Source organism: Pseudomonas sp. SIMBA_041 (genome assembly GCF_046535095.1).
In the GTDB taxonomy this organism is placed as follows: Bacteria; Pseudomonadota; Gammaproteobacteria; order Pseudomonadales; family Pseudomonadaceae; genus Aquipseudomonas; species Aquipseudomonas mucoides.
In genome coordinates, this window is the sequence record NZ_JAWRXJ010000988.1 from 1 (window position 1) to 233 (window position 233).

The 233-nt window shown below is 34.8% G+C and carries 1 protein-coding gene; it reads left to right on the plus strand.

Annotated elements, in window-relative coordinates; translation table 11 throughout:
* On the plus strand, nucleotides 1-233 hold a 233-nt coding region (locus tag SB725_RS34090), incomplete at both ends, for a hypothetical protein (RefSeq protein ID WP_410923811.1).

Sequence of the window (233 nt, forward strand, 5' to 3'; positions counted from 1 at the left end):
GTGATACATCTCCCGTATGATGAATCAAAGCTTCCAAATGGTTATCATGAAAATGATATTACGACATTCACATTTGATTATACACAGAAAAAGTGGATGTCAATTGCTGTTGACAGTATAAATTTTAAAAAGAAATATGTTGTTTTTCGGGCATTGTTGGGAAATGGGATAGATTACATTAATGGTGTTATAAAGCAGCCTGAAAGCCCTGAAACGAACGCCTTTACTCCTAC